General features: G+C 75.5%; 18 protein-coding genes and 1 pseudogene. 10 read left to right on the plus strand and 9 right to left on the minus strand.

Features of this window, described 5'->3' with window-relative positions; translation table 11 throughout:
• Position 1: 1 nt before the first annotated feature.
• A complete protein-coding gene (nhaA, locus tag ANAEK_RS16225; protein WP_012527221.1) occupies positions 2-1,885 on the minus strand; it encodes a Na+/H+ antiporter NhaA in 1,884 nt (627 codons plus the stop codon).
• Positions 1,886-2,176: 291 nt separating this feature from the next.
• Here nhaA and ANAEK_RS16230 point away from each other — a divergent pair, with 291 nt between their 5' ends.
• The 6 genes from ANAEK_RS16230 to ANAEK_RS16260 all read left to right on the plus strand — a co-directional run bounded on the left by ANAEK_RS16230 (position 2,177) and on the right by ANAEK_RS16260 (position 8,056).
• Positions 2,177-3,505, plus strand: a complete 1,329-nt coding sequence (locus ANAEK_RS16230) for an ABC transporter substrate-binding protein (RefSeq protein WP_012527222.1) — start codon at positions 2,177-2,179, stop codon at positions 3,503-3,505.
• Positions 3,506-3,518: 13 nt separating this feature from the next.
• The gene (locus ANAEK_RS16235; protein WP_012527223.1) at positions 3,519-4,565 is read left to right on the plus strand and encodes an ABC transporter ATP-binding protein; all 1,047 of its coding nucleotides are present in this window, start codon (positions 3,519-3,521) and stop codon (positions 4,563-4,565) included.
• Positions 4,562-5,506 carry a carbohydrate ABC transporter permease gene (locus ANAEK_RS16240; RefSeq protein ID WP_012527224.1) on the plus strand — a complete coding sequence of 315 codons (945 nt, stop codon included), beginning with the start codon at positions 4,562-4,564 and terminating at the stop codon, positions 5,504-5,506. The genes ANAEK_RS16235 and ANAEK_RS16240 overlap by 4 nt, the downstream gene beginning before the upstream one ends.
• Positions 5,507-5,516: 10 nt before the next feature.
• Positions 5,517-6,362 carry a carbohydrate ABC transporter permease gene (locus ANAEK_RS16245; RefSeq protein ID WP_012527225.1) on the plus strand — a complete coding sequence of 282 codons (846 nt, stop codon included), beginning with the start codon at positions 5,517-5,519 and terminating at the stop codon, positions 6,360-6,362.
• Positions 6,363-6,553: 191 nt separating this feature from the next.
• Complete coding sequence (locus tag ANAEK_RS16255; protein ID WP_012527226.1) at positions 6,554-7,036, plus strand: BON domain-containing protein; 483 nt, start codon at positions 6,554-6,556, stop codon at positions 7,034-7,036.
• A 72-nt stretch (positions 7,037-7,108) separates the two neighbouring features.
• Entirely contained in the window at positions 7,109-8,056 is a 948-nt protein-coding gene (locus ANAEK_RS16260) for a sigma-70 family RNA polymerase sigma factor (RefSeq protein ID WP_049778402.1), read from the plus strand.
• On the opposite strand, the gene ANAEK_RS23170 is transcribed toward ANAEK_RS16260, so the two are convergent.
• Both ANAEK_RS23170 and ANAEK_RS16265 read right to left on the minus strand, forming a co-directional pair.
• A complete protein-coding gene (locus ANAEK_RS23170) occupies positions 8,046-8,192 on the minus strand; it encodes a hypothetical protein (protein ID WP_012527228.1) in 147 nt (48 codons plus the stop codon). The two genes, ANAEK_RS16260 and ANAEK_RS23170, sit on opposite strands and share 11 nt — an antisense overlap.
• The gene (locus ANAEK_RS16265; RefSeq protein ID WP_012527229.1) at positions 8,180-8,659 is read right to left on the minus strand and encodes a DoxX family protein; all 480 of its coding nucleotides are present in this window, start codon (positions 8,657-8,659) and stop codon (positions 8,180-8,182) included. The genes ANAEK_RS23170 and ANAEK_RS16265 overlap by 13 nt, the downstream gene beginning before the upstream one ends.
• Positions 8,660-8,950: 291 nt before the next feature.
• Between ANAEK_RS16265 and ANAEK_RS16270 the strand changes: the two genes are divergently transcribed.
• Positions 8,951-10,762, plus strand: coding sequence for a hypothetical protein (locus ANAEK_RS16270; protein WP_041454245.1), 1,812 nt, complete (start codon positions 8,951-8,953; stop codon positions 10,760-10,762).
• Positions 10,763-10,826: 64 nt separating this feature from the next.
• On the opposite strand, the gene ANAEK_RS16275 is transcribed toward ANAEK_RS16270, so the two are convergent.
• Positions 10,827-11,318 carry a carboxymuconolactone decarboxylase family protein gene (locus ANAEK_RS16275; RefSeq protein WP_012527231.1) on the minus strand — a complete coding sequence of 164 codons (492 nt, stop codon included), beginning with the start codon at positions 11,316-11,318 and terminating at the stop codon, positions 10,827-10,829.
• Positions 11,319-11,458: 140 nt separating this feature from the next.
• Between ANAEK_RS16275 and sigJ the strand changes: the two genes are divergently transcribed.
• Entirely contained in the window at positions 11,459-12,367 is a 909-nt protein-coding gene (sigJ, locus tag ANAEK_RS16280) for an RNA polymerase sigma factor SigJ (RefSeq protein ID WP_012527232.1), read from the plus strand.
• 5 nt (positions 12,368-12,372) lie between these two features.
• Here sigJ and ANAEK_RS16285 read toward each other — a convergent pair whose 3' ends face one another.
• A complete protein-coding gene (locus tag ANAEK_RS16285; RefSeq protein WP_232288243.1) occupies positions 12,373-13,113 on the minus strand; it encodes a substrate binding domain-containing protein in 741 nt (246 codons plus the stop codon).
• A gap of 118 nt (positions 13,114-13,231) precedes the next feature.
• Positions 13,232-13,378 (minus strand): annotated as a pseudogene (locus ANAEK_RS23415) (LysR family transcriptional regulator); the annotation flags it as partial.
• 50 nt (positions 13,379-13,428) lie between these two features.
• On the opposite strand from ANAEK_RS23415, the gene ANAEK_RS16290 reads away from it, so the two are divergent.
• The gene (locus ANAEK_RS16290; protein ID WP_012527233.1) at positions 13,429-14,166 is read left to right on the plus strand and encodes an SDR family oxidoreductase; all 738 of its coding nucleotides are present in this window, start codon (positions 13,429-13,431) and stop codon (positions 14,164-14,166) included.
• Positions 14,167-14,241: 75 nt separating this feature from the next.
• On the opposite strand, the gene rsgA is transcribed toward ANAEK_RS16290, so the two are convergent.
• The 3 genes from rsgA to ANAEK_RS16305 form a co-directional block, all read right to left on the minus strand.
• Complete coding sequence (rsgA, locus tag ANAEK_RS16295; protein WP_012527234.1) at positions 14,242-15,294, minus strand: ribosome small subunit-dependent GTPase A; 1,053 nt, start codon at positions 15,292-15,294, stop codon at positions 14,242-14,244.
• Between the two features lie 212 nt (positions 15,295-15,506).
• The gene (locus ANAEK_RS16300; RefSeq protein WP_012527235.1) at positions 15,507-16,919 is read right to left on the minus strand and encodes a response regulator; all 1,413 of its coding nucleotides are present in this window, start codon (positions 16,917-16,919) and stop codon (positions 15,507-15,509) included.
• Positions 16,919-17,140: a hypothetical protein gene (locus ANAEK_RS16305; RefSeq protein WP_012527236.1), complete on the minus strand. Its 222-nt coding sequence runs from the start codon at positions 17,138-17,140 to the stop codon at positions 16,919-16,921. The genes ANAEK_RS16300 and ANAEK_RS16305 overlap by 1 nt, the downstream gene beginning before the upstream one ends.
• A gap of 367 nt (positions 17,141-17,507) precedes the next feature.
• Between ANAEK_RS16305 and ANAEK_RS16310 the strand changes: the two genes are divergently transcribed.
• On the plus strand, positions 17,508-18,944 hold the full coding sequence (locus tag ANAEK_RS16310) for a GuaB1 family IMP dehydrogenase-related protein (protein WP_012527237.1): 1,437 nt from the start codon (positions 17,508-17,510) through the stop codon (positions 18,942-18,944).
• The last annotated feature ends 76 nt before the right edge of the window (positions 18,945-19,020 follow it).

Here is a 19,020-nt window from a genome sequence, read left to right on the forward strand (position 1 = left end):
GCTACCCGGCGGGCGCGTCCACCTCGGAGCCCGCCGGCGCCGGGACCTGCTCCGCGGCGGCGTCGGGCGCGCGCCGCGGCCAGAGCACGAGGGCGCCGGCGCCGCCGGCGAGCAGCGACGCCGCGAAGATCGCGATCTTCGCGGCGCGGAAGTCGGCCGGATCCGGGAACGCCTGGCCGGCGATGAACAGCGACATGGTGAAGCCGATGCCGGCGAGCGCCCCGGCGCCGCCGAGCTGCCGCCACCCGTAGGTCGCCGGCTTCACCGCCAGCCCGGCGCGCACCGCCAGCCGCGCCGCCACCAGCATCCCGAGCGGCTTCCCGGCCACCAGCCCGATCGCGATGGCCGCCACCAGCCGCCAGCGCCCCTCGAGCGCCCCCGGGACCCAGGCGACGCCGGCGTTCGCGAGCGCGAACACCGGGAGCACCGCGTAGCTCGCCCACGGGTCGAGCGTCCGGAGCAGCTTGCTCGCCGGCGACTCGACGCGATCGTGGATGGCGTCGAGCGCGCGCAGCGCCGGCTCGGAGGGCCCGTGGCGCAGCACCCCCTCGCGCGCCCGGCGCAGCTCCGCCTCGAGCACCGCCTGCGCCTGGCCGGTGAGCGCGCGGAGGTCGGGCGGCGGCCGCGTCGGCGTCACCACGGCCAGGATCACGCCCGCCAGCGTGGGGTGCAGCCCGGCCGCGTGGAGGCAGGCCCACAGCAGCACGCCCAGGGCGGCGTAGGGTGGCGCCGCCGAGATCGAGGCGCGGTTCAGGCCGGCGAGCAGCGCGGTCACGGCCGCCGCCGCGAGCAGCCACGGCGCCGAGATCGCGCCGGAGTAGAACAGCGCCACCACCGCGATCGCGACCAGGTCGTCGACGATCACCGCGGCGGTGAGGAACACCCGCAGGTCCACCGGCACGCGGTCGCCGAGCAGCACCAGGATCGCGACCGCGAACGCGGTGTCGGTCGAGATGGTGGTGCCCCACCCGCCGGCGAGCGGGCCGGCGGGGATCACGAGCAGGTACAGCGCGGCGGGCGCGACCATCCCGCCGATGGCCGCCGCCAGGGGCAGCGCGGCGGCGCGCCAGCTCGCCAGCCGGCCCACGGTCAGCTCGCGCTTGATCTCGAGGCCGACCACCAGGAAGAACAGCGTGAGCAGGCCGTCGTTCACCCATTGCACCAGCGGCAGCGCGAACGCGTGGCCACCGAGGGTGAGGCCGAGCGGCGTCCGCCAGCCGGCGGTGAACGCGTCGCCGGCCGGCGAGCTCGCGATCGCCACCGCGAGCGCCGTCGCCGCCAGCAGCAGCAGGCCGGTGGAGGGCGCCCAGCGCGCGAAGTCCACGGTGGCCGCGTGGAGGCGGTGCCCGAGCGAGCCGAGCAGCGCCTCGGAGAGCGAGGTCGCGTCCCACGGCCCCTCGTAGCGGCGGCCGCCGATGAAGAACGTGGGCGTGAGGTGGACGCCGCTGCGGCGTGCGCTCTCCACGTCCTCGCCGACCCGCGCCGCCGCGCCCTCCCACGGGCCGCCGCCCTCCTCGCGCGGCGGCAGCCCCAGCTCGCGCGCGATCGCGTCCAGCTCGCCGGGCGCGAACGAGGGCCCCCGGCGCATGAGCAGGTCGTGCGCCTTCCAGAAGCGGTCGGCGGCGAGGCCGGCCGCCTCGGCCAGCTCTGCCGCAGGCCGGGCCGACTCGGCGCGGATGGGGCGCTGGCGGAACACGTACCGGAGCCGGTCGCCCAGCCGGTCGCGCAGCTCGGCCACCACCTCGTGGGCAGCGTGGCAGTGCGGACACGCGTAGCTGCCGTACTCGACCAGCGTCAGCTCCGCGCCGGCGTCGCCGAGCACGTGATCCCGCGCCGGGTCCACCGGAGGATCGAGCCGGACCGGCAGGGGAGCGGACGCGCTCATGGGGTGGCCTTCCGGGGCGAGGCGAGCGGGCCGGCCATCGGCGCGATTCAACCCCGGGCCCGTGCGGGCGGCAAGCACCAGCCCGGGCCGGGCGCTCCGGCGTCGCGGCGGCGCGCGCGCCGGCGCACGCGAGCGGCCCCGCGCGCGGCGTCGCCATGGAGGGAGCACGCGCGGGCGGCCCCAAGCGACGCAGCGCCGGACCCGTCAGGCGCACGGCCGCCAGCCGCCCTCGTACATAGCGATGCAGAGGTCACGGTTTCGCGCGCGAACGATCGCGCGCCGGAGGTCGGGATGGCAGGCGATCGCGGGTCCTCGAGGTGGAGCCGTCGGCAGTTCGTGAAGGCTGCGGGCGTGGGCGCCCTGGCGGCGGCCGGGCTGCCGCGCCGCGCGCGCGCGCAGGGCGGCAAGACGCTCAAGATCATCCAGTGGAGCCACTTCGTGCCGGGCTACGACAAGTGGTTCGACGGCACCTTCTGCAAGCAGTGGGGCGAGAAGCACGGCACCCGGGTGATCGTCGATCACATCTCCATCCCGGAGATCAACGCCCGCGCCGCCGCCGAGGTCTCCGCGCAGAAGGGCCACGACCTGTTCATGTTCCTCTCGCCGCCGGCGGCGTACGAGAAGCAGGTCATCGACCACACCGAGATCTACCAGCAGGTGGAGAAGCGCTGGGGCAAGGTGAACGATCTCGGGCACAAGTCCACGTTCAACCCGAAGACCAGGAAGTACTTCGCGTTCGCGGACAGCTACGTCCCGGACCCGGGCAACTACCGGCAGGACCTCTGGTCGCAGGTCGGCTTCCCGCACGGCCCGGACACCTGGGAGGACCTGCGCAAGGGCGCCGCGGCCATCAAGCAGAAGATCGGCAACCCGTGCGGCATCGGGCTCTCGCAGGAGCTCGACACGAACATGGCCATGCGCGCGCTGCTCTGGTCGTTCGGCGGCTCGGTGCAGGACGCGGAGGGCCGGGTGGTCATCAACTCGCCGCAGACCATCCAGGCGCTCGAGTTCATGCGCGCGCTGCAGAAGGAGGCGCAGACCGGGGAGGTGTTCACCTGGGATCCCTCGTCGAACAACCGGGGCATCCTGGCCGGCAAGCTCTCCTTCGTGCTGAACGCGATCTCGGTGACGCGCACCGCCGAGAAGGAGAACCCGGAGATGTCGAAGAAGATCCAGATCGTGCCCGCGCTGAAGGGGCCGGTGCGCCGGATGGCGGCCGAGCACGTCATGGACTGCTACGTCATCTGGAAGTTCGCCGAGAACAAGGACGGCGCGAAGCAGTTCCTGGTGGACTACCTGGATGCGTTCGGCGACGCGTTCAAGGCGAGCGAGTTCTACAACTTCCCCTGCTTCCCGAAGACGGTGCCGGACATCGCCCAGCAGGTGGCGAACGATCCGAAGGGCGTGCCGCCGGACAAGTACAAGGTGCTCGCGGGCGTCACCGAGTGGGCCACCAACGTCGGCTACCCCGGCTACGCCACCGCCGCCGTGGACGAGGTGTTCAACACCTTCGTGATCCCGACGATGTTCGCGAAGGTCGCGCGCGACGAGATGCCGGCGCGCGACGCCGCGAAGGCGGCCGAGGCCGAGGTGAAGCGCATCTTCGACAAGTGGAAGTGAGGCGGAGGGGCGCGTGGCGGTCGTCGAGACGCGGAGGCTCACCAAGATCTTCCGGAAGGCCGACCAGGGCGCCGCGGTCAACGAGGTGGACCTCGCCACCCGCGACGGCGAGTTCCTGGTCTTCCTCGGGCCCTCCGGCTCGGGCAAGTCCACGCTCCTCCGGATGATCGCCGGGCTGGAGGAGCCCACCCGCGGCGACGTGCTCATCGGCGGCCGCGTGGTCACCGGGCTCCCGCCTCGCGCCCGGGGCATCGCCATGGTGTTCCAGAGCTACGCGCTCTACCCGCACCTCTCGGTCGAGCAGAACATCGGCTTCCCGCTCAAGGCGCACGGCGTCCCGCGCGACCGGCGCCGCGAGCGGGTGCGCTGGGCCGCGGAGCTGCTCGGGATCGGCCACCTGCTGGCCCGCAAGCCACGGGAGCTGTCCGGCGGCGAGCGGCAGCGGGTGGCGCTGGCCCGGGCGCTGGTGCGCGAGCCGACCGTGTTCCTGCTGGACGAGCCGCTCTCGAACCTGGACGCGAAGCTGCGCGCCTCCGCCCGCACCGAGCTGATCCAGTTCCACGCGCGGGTGGGCACCACCACCATCTACGTCACGCACGATCAGGTCGAGGCCATGAGCATGGGCGACCGGATCGTGGTGCTGGACAGGGGCGTGGTGCGGCAGGTGGGCACGCCGAAGGAGGTCTACGACGAGCCGGCCGACACGTTCGTGGCCACGTTCCTGGGCTCGCCGCCCATGAACCTGGTCGACGGCGGCGACGTCATCGCCGGCTTCCGCCCCGAGAGCCTGCTGCCGCGCGCGACCGTGACCGGCCCGGCGGTGGCGCTCGACGTGCGCGTGCAGGCTGTCGAGTACCTCGGCTCCGAGCGGATCCTGCACGGCGTCGTCGAGGGCGGCCGGTTCGGCGGGCGAAAGGTCGTGTCGCGCATGACGCTGGGCGCGAGCACCGGGCTCGACGAGGGCGCGGTGCACCCGCTGGCGGTGGCGGAGCGCGATCTCCGGCTGTTCGACCCGGGCACGAAGCGGCGCGTGCCCACGCGGGAGCTGGCGTGGCGATGACCCCCGCCGACGCGGCGCGGCCGGCCGCCGGAGCGCTCCGCGACGTCCCGCGCCGCCGCGGTCCGTCCTCGGCGACCTGGCTCGGCGTGGCCCTGTTCACGCCGGCGGTGGTCTACATCCTCGCGCTGGTGGGCCTGCCGCTGGCGCTCGCGTTCCTGTACAGCGTCAGCGACGTCACGGTCGGCTCCGAGGGCTGGTCGTTCGTCGGCCTCGACAACTTCCGCAGCGTGATCCGCAGCCCCACGTTCCGCCGCGCGCTGCTCGACTCCTTCGTCTTCACGGTGTCCACGCAGGTCATCGTGCTGGTCGCGGCCACGGCCCTGTCGCTCGCGCTGCGCGAGCGCTTCCGGGGCCGGGCGGCGGTCCGGTTCCTGATCCTGCTGCCCTGGGTCGCGCCCATCAGCCTCGGCGCGATCGGCTGGAAGTGGATCCTCGACTCCATCTACTCGGTGGTGAGCTGGGTGCTCGCGCGGCTCCACCTCGTGAACCGGTTCGACCCGCCCATGTGGCTGGGCGAGCCGGCGCTCGCCATGGGCTCGGTGATCGCCGTGCACGCCTGGCGCATGATCCCGTTCGCGACCGTGATCATGCTGGCCGGCCTCACCTCCATCCCGAAGGAGATCCCGGAGGCCGCCGCGGTGGACGGGGCCGGGTTCTGGCGCACGCACTTCCAGATCACCCTCCCCATGATGCGGCCGATCATCAACGTGGCCGTGCTGTTCGGGGTGGTGTTCACGTTCACCGACATGACGGTGGTCTACATCCTGACCCGCGGCGGTCCGTACGACACCACCCAGGTGCTGCCGTCGCTGGCGTTCTTCACCGGCGTGCTCGGCTCGGACCTGGCCGAGGGCGCCGCCATCTCGGTGTTCCTGGTGCCCATCCTGGTCGCGGTGGCGTTCCTGATGCTGCGGGTCGCGCACCGGGCCGAGGTGACGTGAGGAGGCGCGCGTGATCCGGACGCAGGCGACCCTCGGGACCCGCATCGGCCGGTGGGTGATCGTGGCGGGGTTCGCGGCGCTGCTCGCGTTCCCGTTCTACTGGATGGCGATCACCTCGTTCAAGCAGACCTCGGACCTCTACGACGTCGAGCACGACCCGTTCATCTTCAACGCGGCGCCCACGCTCGACCACCTGCGCTTCCTGTTCCACGAGACGCTGTTCCTGCGCTGGTTCTGGAACACCACGCTGGCCGGCGCGGCGGTGGTGGTCATCACGCTGCTGCTGGCGGTCCCGGCCGCGTACGCGCTGGCGCGGCTCACCGGCGCCGCGGGGCAGCAGCTCGGCATCGGCATCTTCCTCACCTACCTCATCCCGCCCACCCTGCTCTTCATCCCCATGTCCCGGGTCGTCGCGGAGCTCGGGCTGCAGGACACGCTCTGGGCCATCATCGTCACCTACCCGACGTTCACCGTCCCGTTCTCGATCTGGCTGCTGATGGGCTTCTTCAAGGCCATCCCCAAGGACCTGGAGGAGGCGGCGCTGGTGGACGGGCTGACCCGGCTCGGCGCGTTCGTGAAGCTCGTCATCCCGATCTCGGTCTCGGGGATCCTGACGGTGGTGATCTTCTCGTTCACGCTGGTGACGCAGGAGTTCGTCTACGCGCTCACCTTCATCTCCTCGGCCGAGCACCAGACGGTCAGCGTGGGCGTCCCCATCTACCTGGTGCGCGGCGACGTCTACTACTGGGGTTCGCTCATGGCGGCCTGCCTGCTGGCGAGCCTGCCCATCGCGATCGTCTACAACGTGTTCCTGGATCGCTTCATCGCCGGCTTCACCGTCGGCGCGGTGAAGTGAGGGGCCGCGCCCACCGCCTCCGCCCGCCCTGACGCGCTCGCGGTGAGCGGACGCTCGAGCTGCGTCCCTGCGTCCGCCCGCGGATGCGCCGGGCTCCCGCGCGCCCGGCCCGCACCCCGCCTCCGTCGGCACCTCCCGGCGCGATGCGTACCGTAGCTGGGGCTTCGGGCCCCGGAACGGGAGGAACCGCCATGTGGTTCGAACGACGGAGCCGGGCGTGGAGCCGGAGCGTGCCGTCCTTCCTCGCGGGCGCCGCCGTCGGCGCGCTCGCCGCCGCGCTGCTCGACCCGCGCCGCGGCGCAGCCCGCCGCGCGCTGGTCCGGGACAAGGCCACCTCGGCCGCCCGCCAGGCGAGGCGCGAGGCGGAGCGGCGCGCGAAGGACGTCGCCAACCGGGCGCGCGGGAGGCGCCATGAGCTCGCGCACGCGGACGAGCGCGTGCCCGACGACATCCTGGTCGAGCGGGTGCGCGCGCACATGGGGCGCCCGGTGAGCCACGCCCGGTCGATCCAGGTGCACGCCGACGACGGCATCGTGACGCTGGCCGGCCCGATCCTGCGGGACGAGGTCCAGGGCCTGCTCACGGCGATCGGGCAGGTGCGCGGCGTCCGCCGGATCGACAACCGGCTCGAGGTGCACGACGCGCCGGGCAAGCACCCGGGCCTGCAGAGCTAGGCGGGTGGCGCCCGCATGGGGGCCGCGCTGGCGCTTCGCACCGGCCCGGTCCTCCGCTATGACCTCGGTCGCATGACCACGGTCGATCAGCTGGAGACGCACCGGGCGGCGCTCACCGGTCACTGCTACCGGATGCTGGGCTCCGCCGCCGAGGCGGACGACGCGGTCCAGGAGACGCTGCTGCGCGCCTGGCGCGGTCTCGAGCGCTTCGAGGGACGCTCGTCGCTCCGCACCTGGCTGTACCGGATCGCCACCCGGGTGTGCCTCGACGCGCTCGAGGACCGGGCGCGGCGGGCCCGCCCGGTGGATCTCGGGCCGGCCGGCACCGCGGCCGACGCGCTCGAGGCGCTCCCGGCGGAGCGCTGGATCGAGCCCATCCCCGACGCGCAGGCGATCCCGGCCGACGTCGATCCCGCCGAGCAGGTGCTCCTGCGCGAGAGCATCCGGCTCGCGTTCGTGGCCGCGCTCCAGCAGCTCCCGCCGCGCCAGCGGGCCGCGTTGCTCCTCGCGGACGTGCTGGGCTGGTCGGCCGCGGAGATCGCCGGCGACCTCGACACGTCCGTGGCGGCCGTGAACAGCATGCTGCAGCGGGCCCGCGCGACGCTCCCGGCGCGGGATCCCTCCGGCCCCGGCGCGGCGCTGTCGCAGGCCGAGGCCGCGCTGCTCGAGCGCTACGTGGAGGCGTTCGAGCGCTACGACGTGGCGGCGCTCACCGCGACGCTCCGCGAGGACGCCTGCTTCTCCATGCCGCCGTTCTCGCTCTGGCTGCGCGGGCGCGACGCGGTGGCCGCCTTCCTCGCCGGGCCGGGCGCCGGCTGCCGCGGCTCGCGCCTGCTGCCCACCGCGGCGAGCGGCCTGCCCGCGTTCGGCCAGTACCGGGCCGCGGGCCCCGGCGTCCACCGCCCCTGGGCGCTCCTCGTGCTGGAGCCGTCGGCCGGCGGGATCGCCGCCTGGACCGCGTTCCTCGACACGGCCACCCTGTTCCCGCGCTTCGGCCTCCCGGCCGAGCTCACCCCGTAGCCGCGCTCAGGGCCGGCCCGGCGATGGCGCCCGCCGCGCCCGAAGCGGAGGCGCTGCCCACCTCCACCGCGGGCGATCGCGCGCCCTGCCGCTCGAACGCGATGGCCGTCCCATCCGTCGCGATCACCTGCCCCATGACGCCTCCTGCCCGTCGGCTGCGCGCCCCCGCAGCAGGGCCAGCAGCAGCCGGCGGTCGCGCAGCACCAGGCCGCCCCAGATCAGCGCGGCGACGTAGGTGGGGAACAGCACGTGGCTGAACAGCGGGTTCCCCACCCGCACCTGCGTCGCGACCGCGCCGCCCAGGTACCCGGTGAGCAGGATCGCGCCGAGCGCCGCGGTGCGCGGGACGGCGTACAGCGCCACGCAGGCGAGCAGCGTCGTGCCGATCCCGACGACGGTGTCGAGCGGGAACCCGAGCTGCTGCGAGCCCTCCAGCACCGGCGCCGCCCGCATCAGCTTCCCCATGGCGTCGACCGCGAGGAACGCGATGGCGAGGCCGCTCAGCACGCGACCGGTCCACACCGCGGTCCTCGAGGTCGCGCCCGACTGCACCCGCTCCGCGCCCGCCGTGTTCCGCCCACCGATGTCCGTCGTCAGCTCCATTGTGTGCTCCTCACCTGTCGGGTCCGGGGCGCTCGCCCCTGGACGTGCGTGTCGGCGCCCATCCCGCCGCTCCTCGTCGCGACGATCGGCGCCTCGCTGGATCGACACCGTCCGGAGGGAATTCTCATCGAAGCGTGAGCGGGGCGATGCGCGAACGACCGTCACGGGTCGTAAACGCCCGCCCACATCGCCGTGTAGGGGTGCGCCGCGTGGGGCGTCGCCTCGGCGCTCCCCGAGACGGCACCTTGACGCCGGGGCGATCGCGCCATGCGCGCGGTCGGGGAGGCGGCCGTGGGACGCGCGAGCTTGCGGGCGGCGGGGATCGTCCTCGGGGTGGTGGCGTGGCTGGGCTGCGGCTCCTCCGGCGGCGGGAAGCGGGAGACGTGCACGCCCGCGGATTGCGCGGCGGCGGGCGCGTCCTGCGGCCAGGTGAGCGACGGCTGCGGCGGGTTCCTCCAGTGCGGCGGGTGCCCCGAGGGCCAGACCTGCGGTGGCGGCGGGACGGCGAACGCCTGCGGCGCGCCGGCGTGCCACCCGGCCACCTGCCAGTCCCTGGGGAAGAACTGCGGCCAGGTGGACGACGGCTGCGGCGGGCGGCTGGAGTGTGGGAGCTGCCCGCAGGGCCAGGTCTGCGGCGGTGCTGGGACGCCCAACGTCTGCGGGACGCCGGCGGCGGGCTGCACCCGCACCACCTGCGCGAAGGAGGGCAAGACCTGCGGCACCATCCCCGACGGCTGCGGCGGCACGCTCGACTGCGGCGCGTGCGGCAGCGGGAAGGTCTGCACCGCCTCGAACACCTGCGGCCCCGCGCCCTGCACGCCGACCACCTGCGCCGCCCAGGGGAAGGACTGCGGCCGCATCGAGGACGCCTGCGGCGGCACGCTCGACTGCGGCGCCTGCCCCGAGGGCCAGACGTGCGGTGGCGGCGGGAACCAGAACGTCTGCGCGGTGCCCGCGCCCGCCCCGACGGTGCGCTGGTACGCCACCGTGAGCACCCCCGGGCCGGACGTGTACGCCGCGGTCGGCGCGGACGAGCAGGGTTCGCGCGTCCTGCTCTCCACCACCATCGACGAGGCCGGGCCGGGCGGCGGCACGCTGCGCCTGGAGAAGCGGGACCACGACGGCAAGGCGGTGTGGTCGAAGACCTTCACCTACGCCGGCTGGCCGGTGTTCCGCATGGCGGTCACGCGCCTCGGCAACGTGCTGCTCGCGATCGACCCGCAGTGCTGGGGCGACTGCACCGGCCGCCCGGGCATCGACCTCGGCGGCGGCGCGATCCAGGACTCGGCCCTGGTGAAGCTCGGTCCCGATGGGCGCCACGTCTGGACCGTGTCGCTGGCCGGGTCGAGCGTGAACCAGCTCGCGTCCGACGACTCCGGCTCGGCGCTCCTGTTCCGTTCCCCGCGCCAGACGTACGCGCCGGTGGTCGAGAAGTACTCCTGGGAGGGCAAGCCGCTCTGGTCGAAGGCGTCGCAGTGGGTGGACGCGATCTCGCTCGCGCCGACCGGCGAGGCCTACGTCGCCGGCCACTCCTCGAGCGGCCTCGTGGACGGCGCGCCGGCGCCCGCCTCCGGCACCTGGACGGCGCAGGTGGTGAAGCTCGGGACCGACGGCAAGTTCCAGTGGTCGGTCCAGTCCGCGACCCTCGGCTACTTCAGCGGCATCGGGACCACCAGCAAGGGGACGCTCGTGCTGCTCGCCGACCGGGCCGGCACGGTCACCTGGGGCGACTCGACCGTGGACAACGGCGGGCTGGTGTTGGCGGTGCTGGAGGCCGACGGGAAGCCGCGCTGGGCCCGCGGCGTGGAGCGGCTCTGGCCGGCGCTCCTGGGCGTGGACCCCACCGGGCGCGCGGCGGTCGCGGGCAACCCGACCAGCTGCCTGGCCGTGACCGTCCGCACGTTCGACCTCGCCAACACGCCGCTCTGGACGCGCACCGTGCCGACCAACGGCCAGTGCGGCTCCACGCGCGCGCAGGCGCTCTCGTACGGCGCCGACCACGAGGTCACGGTGGGCGGCACGTTCGGCGGCACGATCGTCGTGGGCGAGGACACGCTCGTGCCGCAGGGAGACGACGGGATCGCGGTCGAGCTGGCGCCCTGAGCGTCCGCGCGTCGCCGGGACCCCGGGCCGTCGTGGCCCGGGGTCCGCGGGCGGTGCAGCAGCCCTAGGCTCGTTGCGCCGCGGGCTCCGCGGGGGCACGGTTCGCGCCGACCTGGTACGTGCCGACGGGCGCGCGGAACGAGACGGCCAGGCGGTTCCACCCGTTGATGGCGACGATCGCCATGGTGAGGTTCACCAGCTCCGCCTCCTCGAACTCCTGCCGCGCCGCCTCGAACGCCTCGTCCGGCACGCCGGTCTGGCCGATGAGCGTGACGGTCTCGGTCCAGGCGAGCGCGGCGCGCTCGCGCGGCGTGAAGAACGGGGTCTCCCGCCAGACCGGCACCGCGTACAGCCGCTGCTCGGTCTCGCCGTGCGCGCGGGCCTCCTTGGTGTGCATGTCCACGCAGAACGCGCAGCCGTTCAGGTACGACGCCCGGAGCTTCACCAGGTGATACAGGGTCAGGTCCAGCCCCGAGCCCCGCACGTACTGCTCGAGCGCGTACATCGCCCGCAGGGCCCCCGGTGCGACCTTCCCGTGATCGATCCTCGGCTGCATGGCCTCTCCTCGATGTTCGTGGGTCATGACCGGCAAGACGGGCGCGCCGCCGGCCCGTGACCGGCCGGCCCGTGACGCCCCGATCGGACCGGGCGACGGCATCGCGGTCACGGCACCGTCACCCCGATCGTCTCGACCCCATGATGACCCCCTCCGCCACCACCCCTGGGCTCCCCGCGGAGCGGAGCTCGGCGTTCGAGCGCCTCCGCCCCCGCCTGTTCGGCATCGCCTACCGCATGCTCGGCACCGTCCCGGACGCGGAGGACGTGCTGCAGACCGCCTACCTGCGCTGGCACGAGGCGGACGTCGCGGCGGTGCAGAACCCCGAGGCCTGGCTGGTGGCGGTCACGAGCCGGCTCGCGGTCGATCGGCTGCGCCAGGCGAGCGGCGAGCGGAAGCGCTACGTGGGCGACTGGTTGCCCGAGCCGCTCGTCACCGGCGCCGCGCCTCCCGCCGACGCGCGCTCCGAGCTGGCCTCCGACCTGTCCATGGCGTTCCTGGTGCTGCTCGAGCGGCTCTCGCCGGACGAGCGCGCCGCGCTGCTGCTCCGCGACGTGTTCGGCGCCGGCTACGCGGAGATCGCCCGGGTGCTGGACCGGAGCGAGGAGGCCTGCCGCCAGGTGGTGCACCGGGCGCGGCTGCGGGTGCGCGAGGGGCGGCCGCGGTTCGAGGTGCCGCTCGAGGCCAAGCACCGGCTGGTGGCTCGCCTCCTGGACCGGCTGGCCGCGGCCGACGAGCAGGCGCTGCTCGCGCTCGTGTCCGACGACGCCACCTGGACCTCCGACGGCGGAGGCAAGGTCCACGTCGCGCGCGGGCTCCGCGGCAGCGCGCGCATCGTCCGGTTCATGCTGAACGTGGCCCGCAAGGGCGCCGGCCGGACGCGGCGCGAGCTGGTGTGGATCAACGGCGAGCCCGCCATCCTCACCACCCTCGACGGCCGGCCGTTCTCGACCACCTCGTTCGCGACCGACGGCGAGCGCGTGACCGCGTTCTACGCGGTGCTCAACCCGGACAAGCTGCGGCGGGTGGAGCCCGCTCGCGGGCGCTGAGCCGCTCAGCCCGACAGGTGCGGGTGCCGGCGCCGCGGGCCCTCCGCTCCGCCCGGCCCCGCGCGCCGCACCCAGTCGATCGCGTCGCGCACCCGCCGGGGCACGAGACGGCGCGAGGGGTACACCGCGAACAGCTCCCGGCCCTCCGGCTCCCCCAGCGCGCACTCCAGCGGCACCAGGCCGCGGGCGGCGGCGACCATCTCGGCCGGCGCGCGCACCACGCCGAGCCCCGCCAGCGCCGCCTCGACCGCGACGCGCGGGTCGCTCGCCGCGAAGCGCTCGTTCGGCCTCAGCTCCCGCACCGCCCCGTCCGCGCCCCGGAAGCGCCACGGCCGGCCCGGGTGCGTCACCACCGCCGGCGCCCGGGCCAGCCTCGCCGCGTCCACCCGCCGACGGCCCCCGAGCGCGCGCGCGACCAGCGCGGGCGAGGCGGCGAGCGCGTAAGGGATCGCCCAGAGCCGCCGGGCCACCACGTCGGCCTCGGCGACCGGACCGACGCGGAACGCGAGGTCGAGCGCCTCCTCCACCAGGCTCAGCACCGAGTTGGTGAGCCGCAGGTCCACGGTGACGCGCGGGTGGGCGGCCGCGTACGCGATGAGCGTCCGGCCCACCCGCTCCGCGCCGGTCACCACCGGCGCGGTCACCCGCAGCCGGCCGGCGGGCTCCTCGTCGCGCTCGGTCGCGTCCTCGAGCAGGTCCCGGAGCTGGTCCAGCAGCGGCGCCGCGCGCGCGAGCAGCCGGGCCACGTGCAGGGCGATGCCGGGGGCCAGCGACGAGCGGCGCCGCGCGCGCGAGCAGCCGGGCGCCCTCGTCGGTGGCCGAGACGCGCCGCGAGGTGCGGTGCAGCAGGCGCACCCCGAGCCGCTCCTCCAGGCGCGCCACCGCCCGGCTCACGGTGCTGGTGGGGACGCCGGTGCGCCGGGACGCGCCCACGAAGCTCGACTGCCGGGCCACCGCCACGAAGAGCCGCAGGTCGCCCGGATCGATCATCTCTTCCATGGGACGAAGCATACCGGATCGTCCCGTGGATCCGCGCCGCGGCGCGGGCTAGGGATGCGCGCATGACGACGACGCCGGGTGGGCTGAAGGATCGCACGGTGGTGGTGGTGGGCGGTGGGTCGGGCATCGGCCTCGCCGTGGCGCGGGAGGCGCTGGCGCGCGGCGCCGAGGTGGTGCTGGCGGGGCGCTCCCGGGAGCGCCTGGCGCGGGCGCTCGGTGGGCTCGGCGCCGGCGCGAGGGCGCGGGCCGTCGCGGCCGACGTCCGGCGCGAGGACGAGGTGGTGCGGCTGTTCCGGGAGGTCCCGGCCGCCGACCACGTGGTCGCGACGGCGGTCGTGCCCGCGTACCCGCCCATCGCCGCGTTCGACCTCGAGGCGGCCCGCGCGGTGGTGGACTCGAAGCTGCTCGGCGCCCTGCTGCTCGCGAAGCACGGGGCGCCCAGGCTGCGGCCGGGCGGCTCCCTCACGTTCACGACCGGGATCGCCGCCGATCGCCCCATGCCGCGGGGCTCGATGATCGCCGCGGTGAACGGCGCGCTGGCGGCGTTCGTGCGCGCCGCGGCGCTGGAGCTCGCCCCGCTGCGGGTGAACGCGCTCTCGCCGGGCTGGGTGGACACCGAGATCTGGGACGCCGTCGCGGGCGACGGAAAGGCGGCGACGTTCGCGGCGATGGCCGAGCGGCTCCCCGCCCGTCGCATCGGCCGGCCGGAGGACGTCGCCCACGCCGCCGCGTTCCTGATGGAGAACGGGTTCACCACCGGGACCGTGCTCCGCGTGGACGGGGGGCACCCGCTGGTCTAGGCGGCGCTCCGCGACGCCGTCCTCACGAGGCGAGCGCCCCGGCCGCGCGCGCCGCCGGCGGCCGGGGCGCCTCGCTCACCCGCGCTCGCGGTCGCGGTACATCCGCCGCTGGGCCTTCTTGATGGTCCGCCAGCGCTGCTTCTCGGCCCGCGCCGCGGCGCCGCCGCGGCGGGCCTCCTGGAGCGCCGCCTCGCGCTCCAGCTTGCGCAGGCTCTCGAGCCGTCCGGCGTCGAGCCCGCCCGCCTCCACCGCGGCCGCCACCGCGCAGCCGGGCTCACCGGCGTGGCTGCAGTCCCGGAACCGGCACCCGGCGGCGAGCGCGGCCACGTCGTCGAACGCCGCGGCGAGCCCGCCGGCGTCCCACAGCCGGAGCTCCCGGATGCCGGGGCCGTCGATGACGCTGCCGCCGCCGGGGATCTCGAACAGGCGCCGCGCGGTGGTGGTGTGGCGGCCGCGCGCGTCGCGCGCCCGGACGGCGCCCACCGGCTGCTCGGCGCGCCCGAGCAGCGCGTTCACGAGGGTGGACTTCCCCGCGCCGGAGGGGCCGACGAACACCGCCGTCCGCCCCGGCCCCACCAGGCCGGCCAGCGCGTCCAGGCCCTCGCCGCTCAAGCCGGACGCGACCAGCACCGGCGCGCCCGCCGCGGCCGACCGCGCCTCGGCGAGCGCCTCCCCGAGGTCGGGGACCAGGTCGGCCTTGGTGAGGACCACCGCGGGCTCGGCGCCGCTCGCGTGCACCGCGGCGAGCGTGCGCTCCAGGCGGCGCGGGTGGGCGCCCTCGTCCAGGCCCTGGACGACGAGCACGACGTCCACGTTGGCCGCGAGCACCTGCTCGACGGTGGCGCGGCCGGCGGCGTTGCGCGACAGCGCCGAGCGCCGCTCCAGCACGCGCGCGATCACCGGCGGCTCGCCGGGCGCGGCGAGCACGAAGTCGCCTGCGACGGGCGCCGGATCGGCGCCGAGCAGGTGGCCGGGGACGATCGCCAGCCGGTCGCCCGCCTCGAAGCGGACCCGCAGCCGGCGGCCGCGGTCCGCGACGACGCGGCCGACGAGGAGAGTGGAGGCTTCTTCAGAGGAGAGCTGCGCCGAGAAGTACGGACCCCAGCCGAGAGCTGCGAGGGTGGACACGATTGGACCTCGAATGCACGAGCGGACGGACGCGCCGACGTCGCGCCGCACGGGCGGACGCGTCGGAGGCGCACGGGTCGCGCGGGCGCTCGCGGGAGCGCGGCGCGCGACGACTCGGGCTAGAGGACACGATCGGTCACGGGTCTCTTCTAGGCGGCTGGCCGCCGGGCGTCAACCGCCCTGGCGGCGAGTGCGGCCGGATGGCGCGGCGCTCAGCGGCAGGCGCGCGCCGGCTCGGGGCTCCCGGCCCGGCCGGCCCGGACGTCCCGATGCAGCTTCACCACCGCGTCGGCGATCCCGTCGGGGCCGATCCGCTTCGCGAGCACCTCGTCGGCGCCGCTGGCCCGGAGGCGCGCCGCCAGCGCGGGGTCCTCGCTCCCCGTGACCGCCACGATCGGCAGATCCCGCTCGCCGCCCACGTGGCGGATGCGCCGCACCAGCTCCCCGCCGTCCACCTCCGGCATCACCACGTCGGTGACGAGGACGTCGAGGCTGAAGATCTCCTCCGCCAGCCTCAGCAGCCCGGCCATCGCGTCGCGCTCCGTCACCACCTCGAAGCCGCGACCGGCGAGCGCCTCGGAGAGCATCGCGCGCGCGAGCGCGTCGTCGTCGACCACCAGCGCGCGCGGCCTCGCCGCGGTGAGCCCGGTGACGGCCGCGTCCAGCACCGCGCGCGCGGCCCGTCCCGCGCCGAACTCGACGCCCACGCCTCCGGCACGCCCATGGACCACGGTCGCCGCCAGGCCCAGCCGCTCGCCATGCGGCGTCGACAGGTCGAGGCGGATGGGCGTGCCCGGGACCACCGGGGCGTCCGTGCTCACGAACGCGCCGCCGTGGGACACGTCCTCGAAGCGCGCCTCGACCGCGGAAGCCGGGGTGGTCAGGCGGGTGCGGCCGCCCACGCGGAGGCGCGGCGCGGACCGTCGGCCCCCGTCGGCGCGCGGCGGGCACGCTTCGGCCAGGCAGGCGTGCAGCCCCCGCCCCTCCTCCACCGCGACCACGAACCCCGCCGGCGCCGCGTCCCGCGGCTGGTACGGATCGCCCACCGCCACCGTGCGCACCGTCCCGGAGCAGGTGAACTCCTCGCCCGGCGCTCCCTCGAGGCGCAGCACGAAGCGGTCGCCCAGCGGAGGCGAGAGCGGGCTCGGGACGAACAGCCGGCGTCTCGCAGGGTCGTAGGTCATCGCCTCCCATCCCGGACCGCCCAGGGACAGCACCAGCACCGGCAGCGGCCCCGGCGGCTCGACCGGCTCGTCCAGCCCGGCAGCGGCGGCGAGCACCGTCACCCCTTCGGCGACGCGGTCCTGCCCGAGCGAGACCCGTGCGTCGCTGGCGCCGAGCGCGTCGACGACGTTGGCCCGGGTGGACGCGGTGGCCTGCGAGAGGGACAGCGCCACGCCGCCCGCCCGCGCGCACCAGAACGCCAGCCGCGCCACCGCGGCCGCCGGCTTCGGCGCGTCGAGCCGCACGACCGCCAGCAGGCCCTGCGAGTCGCGGCGGAACCCCGCCTCGCAGCCCTCCAGGTCGTCGCGCACCAGCGAGAGGACGGTGGCGAGCGCACCCGTCACCTCGCGCGCGCGAGCGCCATGGACGTGACCGAAGCTCACGACGACGGACTCCGGCATCAGTAGCTCACCTCCAGCACGGCGTGACGGTGGGTGCACGGTACGCCGTCGCGGTCGGCGGCGGCGCAGGGCGCGAGCAGCTCCACGCGCGGGCGCGCGGGATGCCCCGCAGGCGCGACCGCGGCCGCGGTGCGCGACGCGGCGCAGGCCGGGCCGGCGAGCAGCCAGGCGCCCGCGAGGCAGGCGAGCGCCGGCCGTGGCAGCGGGGATCGTGCGGTCATCGATCGCCGCCAGAGCACGGAGCGTACCGCCCGCCACCGCGCGAGATGACGCAGGTTTGGCCCGGCGGCGGGGGGTCGCCGCGCCACCACCCCCGCCGCAGGGTGCGCCGCGGCGCGCGGGACCGCCGATGGCCGCACGCCGCGCGAAATTCCGCGCCTGCCGTGCGGTCTGCGCCCCGCGCGCTCGCGAGCCCGGCGCCCGCGGCGCGGCGGGTCCGCCGGCACTCGCGAGTCGGGGGTCCGGTCCGCGACGCGCGGGACAGCGTGCCCGCGCGGACGGCGCGCGAGGGTGCGACCGACCGCCACCGTGCCCGCTCCGTCCGCCTGGGACTGGGCACGGCCCGCCCGTCCGGCTTATCCGGTGGAGATGCGCTTCCTCCACCCGGAGCACGACGAGGCGCTCGAGCTGTCGCTCGAGGACGTGTTCCTCGTCCCCAGCTACTTCGACGGCGGCTCGCGGCTGGAGGTGGACCTCCGGCCGGTGGACTTCGCGGGCGGCTCGCACCCGGTGGTCTCGGCCAACATGAACGCGGTCACCGGCAAGCGGATGGCCGAGACCATGGCGCGGCTGGGCGGGCTCGGCGTCCTGCCGCAGGACATGAGCCTCGACACCGCGGCGCGGATCATCCAGCACATCCGGTCCGTGGACCCGCGCCACGACACGCCCCTCTCCGTCTCGCCCCGCGCCACGCTGCGCGACGTGCAGGGCATCATCCGGAAGCGCGCGCACGACATGGTGGTGGTGGTGGACGACGAGCGCCGCCCGGTCGGCATCGTGACGCACGCCGACCTGCGCGACCAGGACCAGTACTCGCCGGCCGCGTCGTTCATGTCGTCGCGCCTCGTGACCCTCCCGGCGGGCACGCCGAACCGCGAGGCGTTCCTGCGGATGGAGGAGCAGCGGGTGAAGGCCGCGCCGGTGGTGGACGGCGCGGGCCGGCTGGTCGGCGTCCTCACCCGCGACGACGCCGTGCGCCTGGAGCTGCTCGCGCCGGCGCTCGACCCCGCCGGCCGGCTCATGGTCGCCGCCGCGGTGGGGATCTCCGCCGACGCCGCCACCTCGGCCGCGCGGCTCGCCGAGCTGGGCGTCGCGGCGATCGTGCTCGACACCGCGCACGGGCACCAGCGCCGCATGCTCGAGGCGATCCGCGAGGTGCGGCGGGCCATCGGCGACCGGCTGCCGCTCGTGGCGGGGAACGTGTGCACGCCGGAGGGCACCCGGGACCTGCTCGACGCGGGCGCGGACGTGGTCAAGGTGAACGTGGGCCCGGGCGCGATGTGCACCACGCGCATGCAGACCGGCGCCGGGCGCCCGACGTTCACCTCCGTGCTCGCGTGCGCCCGCGAGGCGCACCGGCGCGGGCGGCACGTGTGGGCCGACGGCGGCGTCCGCGATCCGCGCGACGTGGCGCTGTACCTCGCGGCGGGCGCCTCGCGCGTCATGATCGGGACGGCGCTCGCCGGCACGTACGAGAGCCCCGGCGACGTGAAGGAGGATCGCGAGGGGCGCCCGTACAAGGAGAACTACGGCATGGCGAGCGCGCGCGCGGTGAGCGATCGCACCGCCGGCATCGATCCGTTCGAGCGCGCGAAGAAGGGCTTCTTCCGCGAGGGCATCTCCACCTCGCGCATCTACATCCGCGAGGGCCGGGAGAGCGTGGGCGCGATCCTGGTGGACGTGATCACCGGGGTGCAGTCGGCGTTCACCTACGCCGGCGCGGCGTCGGTGCCCGAGTTCCACCGCAAGGCGGTGGTGGGCGTGCAGACCGCGGGCGGCTACGTCGAGGGCAAGCCGCGCGGGTGAGCGGCCGCGGCCCGGGACGCATCCGGCCGTTCGGCGCCCGCCCTTCGACCCGCGAGGTGCACCGAGCCGGCCGGCG

The sequence above is a fragment of the Anaeromyxobacter sp. K genome (assembly GCF_000020805.1).
Classification (GTDB): Bacteria; Myxococcota; Myxococcia; order Myxococcales; family Anaeromyxobacteraceae; genus Anaeromyxobacter; species Anaeromyxobacter dehalogenans.